Genomic DNA, 3,486 nt, shown 5'->3' on the forward strand with positions numbered 1-3,486 from the left:
GGATATGACAAGTTTTTTGTTATGTAAAGTTTTCGTCGGGAAGTCCAAGAATTTTAAGGGTTTTTAATAAAAATCTTTACATAAAAATACAATCTAAATTCAATGAAAGACAGATTTGATATATACTCCTTTTATCATATTAAATAAAGGAGTGTTGTCAAATGACTGATCAAAAATCAATTCATGAGCTAATTAAAATCGTTAGAGGAGAAATGTACAGGATAGGATATTCCAAATATACTCTACGATCGTATGAAAAGGCATGGGAAGCTTTTATTGCCTTTGCAGATGAAAATGGCATCCAATTCTATTCAACTGAAATTGGGCTTGCATTCTTAGAGCAGAAGTATCAATTCGTTTCAAATAACCATGTGAAACATATGACAGAAGAAAAGGTTAGGGCTATCAATAGGCTGGATGAATATTACAAATATCACACAATTTCAGCTAAAGCACCATTAAGGAGAAAACATACTTTCCCGCAAGAATTTCATGGATTAGTTTTCTCATATATTGCTTTTAAAAAAGCAGAAGGTATATCGGATAGCCGGATTAATGCAATCAAATTATATCTGGAAAGATTCACTAACCATCTATATAACAGCGGATTACGAAACATTATAGAATTAGATGTCGCCCATATTCATAATTTTATTGAATCCTCTACCAAATATAATGCTTCAACAGTCAGAAACACCTTTACATGTCTTCGGGGATTTTTATCCTTTGTTCATGAAAAAGGATATCTGGACAAGAATTTATCATTTGTAGTCCCGTCAATCCGACATAGCAGGGAATGCACGATACCCTCCGCATACTCAAAGGATGAAGTGGAAAAGATCCTCAATTGTATAGATAGGTGCAATATCAAAGGGAAACGAGACTATGCCATGCTTCTTCTTGCTGCAAGGCTGGGATTACGAGCTTCGGATATCTGCAACTTGACTTTAACAAACTTGAATTGGGAACAGAATTTAATCGAAATAGTCCAGGAAAAAACAAAAAAGACATTGCAACTGCCGTTGCTGAACGAAGTCGGTGACGCAATTATTGATTACCTTCGTTTTCGCCCGAAAGTCCCATTCAAATATGTCTTTCTCAGGATTGGGAACCCACCCGGAAAATTGTACGGACATTCTTTATACATGATTGTGTCTCGTTACATAAGTAGAGCCGGAGTTCACGTCCCACCAGGTAAAAAACATGGCCCTCACGCATTAAGGCATTCTCTCAGCAGTATAATGTTGGAAAACAGAGTTCCTCTGCCGGTGATATCTGAAATACTGTCACATGCTAGTTCGGATACTACTAAAGTATATTTGAAAATTGATATCTCCCAACTCAGGGAATGTGCACTTGAAGTACCTGTTATTGGAAACTCTGGCATGGGGGTGTGGGAAATATGACAAACATTGAAAATATTGCTTCTTTAAAAAATCTGGTTGCGCAATTCTTATCTTACAAGCGAGCACAGGGATATAAATATACGTCAAATGAGGAAAGTTTGAGTAGATTCATCAAGTTTTCAGCTGATTTCGGACTATCGGAATGCGGTCTTTCAAAAGAATTGATTGAAGCATATTGTAGCAAGCGTCCTGATGAAGCACCCAAGAATCACTCAAATAGGGTGAGTGATTTTAAACAGTTCGCCATATATTTAAACGAACTTGGATATGAGGTATATATTCCAACTACAAACAAAGTCCTAAAACTCCGGTCATCCTTTGTCCCATACATATTTACGCATGATGAGATTTTAAGGATTTTTAGGACAGTTGATAATCTAAAACCAAATTCACGTTACAATAGTGCAGTTGTTTATCCGGTATTGATAAGAATGCTATACGGCTGTGGTTTGAGGATCTCGGAAGCACTTAATTTGAGAGTTGGAGATGTAGACTTGGTTAACGGTGTCCTGACTATTAAAAAATCGAAATTTGATAAGGACAGGCTTATTCCGATGTCGGAGTCTCTGAACTCCATATGTAAAAAATTCTATAAACAGATACACAATAACGCAACTGAAAATGACTACTTTTTTAAAAACAAAAATGGCAGCCGGCGTAGTGAACACACAGTGTCTATTTGGTTTCACGAGATTCTTTGGTCAAGTGGAATCCCTTATGGTGGAAAAGGTAAAGGACCCAGGCTTCATGATGTCCGTCATGTATTTTGTTGCCACACATTGAAAGAAATGTCTGATAAAGGCATTGACCTGTACTGCGCCCTTCCTGTATTATCCACCTACCTGGGTCATAGTTCGATAACAGCGACAGAAAAGTATCTTAGACTCACAGAGGAGTTATATCCCGACATAATCAAACGTATGCGTGACACTACCTCATACGTTTATCCGGAGGTGTATAAAGTTGAAGCCCACTGATTTCGCATATTACCTTACAAACTTTCTATCAAAATACCTGCCTGGTATTGAAGGTTGTAGTGTAAATACGATTTCAGCTTATCGGGATGCTTTCAAGCTGTTACTGATGTTTGCTAGGGAGAAGGAAGGCATAAAAGCGGAAAGGTTGGAACTGTCACTAATTGACAAAGCTTTTGTTCTACGTTTTCTGTTATGGATTGAAAATGAACGCGGTTGTGCTGTTATTACAAGAAATCAGAGATTGGCGGCGATTCATGCGTTCTATTCGTATCTTCAAAGGGAATTGCCGGAACGTATTTACCTGTTTCAAGAGATTTTATCGATACCCTTTAAAAAGCATCCACAGAAAACAGTAAATTTCTTGTCGACTGATGGGATTAAGGCGCTTCTTGCGGAACCAAACATAAATACAGAGAGTGGACGAAAACATCTTATGGTTCTGAGCTTGATGTATGCAACTGGCGGTCGTGTACAGGAAATTGCTGATTTAACAGTATCGGATATTATGTATAATGGAAATTCTCTAGTGAAACTTACGGGAAAAGGTAGTAAAAGCAGATTTGTTCCTTTGGAGCCTCCTGTTGTTAAATTACTTTGCCAATACCTTGAGAATTTTTCATTGACTGATCCTTCAAGAAGAATGGAGTTGCTATTTACAAATCACTCACAAAAGAAGTTAACCAGGCAGGGTATAACCTATATTGTAAAAAAATATGCTGATAGGGTACGAAAAAAGCAACCTGAATTGATACCGGAAACTCTTTCGCCGCACTGTCTTAGACATTCCCGCGCAGTTCATTGGTTGCAGGCTGGGGTGGATTTGATTTATATCAGAGATTTATTGGGACACACAAGCGTTCAAACCAGTGAAATTTATGCACGTATTGATGGTGAAATGAAAAGAAAAGCTTTAGAAAAAGTTTCTTCACAATCCTTCCCAAATGAAATTCCTTCATGGCAAAAAGATAAATCTTTGATGGAATGGTTAAAAGAATTGGATTAATTCAGTTAAAAATTATGTAAAGATTTTTGCCGGATGTGCTTGAGAATACAAGTACTTTCGGCAATTTCTTTACATAACAAAAAACTTGTCATATCCGGTA

The 3,486-nt window shown here is 37.2% G+C and carries 3 protein-coding genes; all 3 read left to right on the forward strand.

What is annotated here, in order from left to right; translation table 11 throughout:
• The first annotated feature begins 161 nt into the window (after window positions 1–161).
• Genes HPY74_20420 through HPY74_20430 form a run of 3 tightly spaced genes read left to right on the forward strand, consistent with a single transcriptional unit; the run spans window position 162 to window position 3,386 of the window.
• Window positions 162–1,406: a tyrosine-type recombinase/integrase gene (locus HPY74_20420; protein ID NSW92973.1), complete on the forward strand. Its 1,245-nt coding sequence runs from the start codon at window positions 162–164 to the stop codon at window positions 1,404–1,406.
• A complete protein-coding gene (locus tag HPY74_20425; GenBank protein NSW92974.1) occupies window positions 1,403–2,383 on the forward strand; it encodes a tyrosine-type recombinase/integrase in 981 nt (326 codons plus the stop codon). The genes HPY74_20420 and HPY74_20425 overlap by 4 nt, the downstream gene beginning before the upstream one ends.
• On the forward strand, window positions 2,370–3,386 hold the full coding sequence (locus HPY74_20430) for a tyrosine-type recombinase/integrase (GenBank protein NSW92975.1): 1,017 nt from the start codon (window positions 2,370–2,372) through the stop codon (window positions 3,384–3,386). Before HPY74_20425 ends, HPY74_20430 begins: the two co-directional genes overlap by 14 nt.
• Window positions 3,387–3,486 lie beyond the last annotated feature (100 nt).

The sequence above is a fragment of the Bacillota bacterium genome, from assembly GCA_013314855.1.
Classification (GTDB): Bacteria; Bacillota; Clostridia; order Acetivibrionales; family DUMC01; genus Ch48.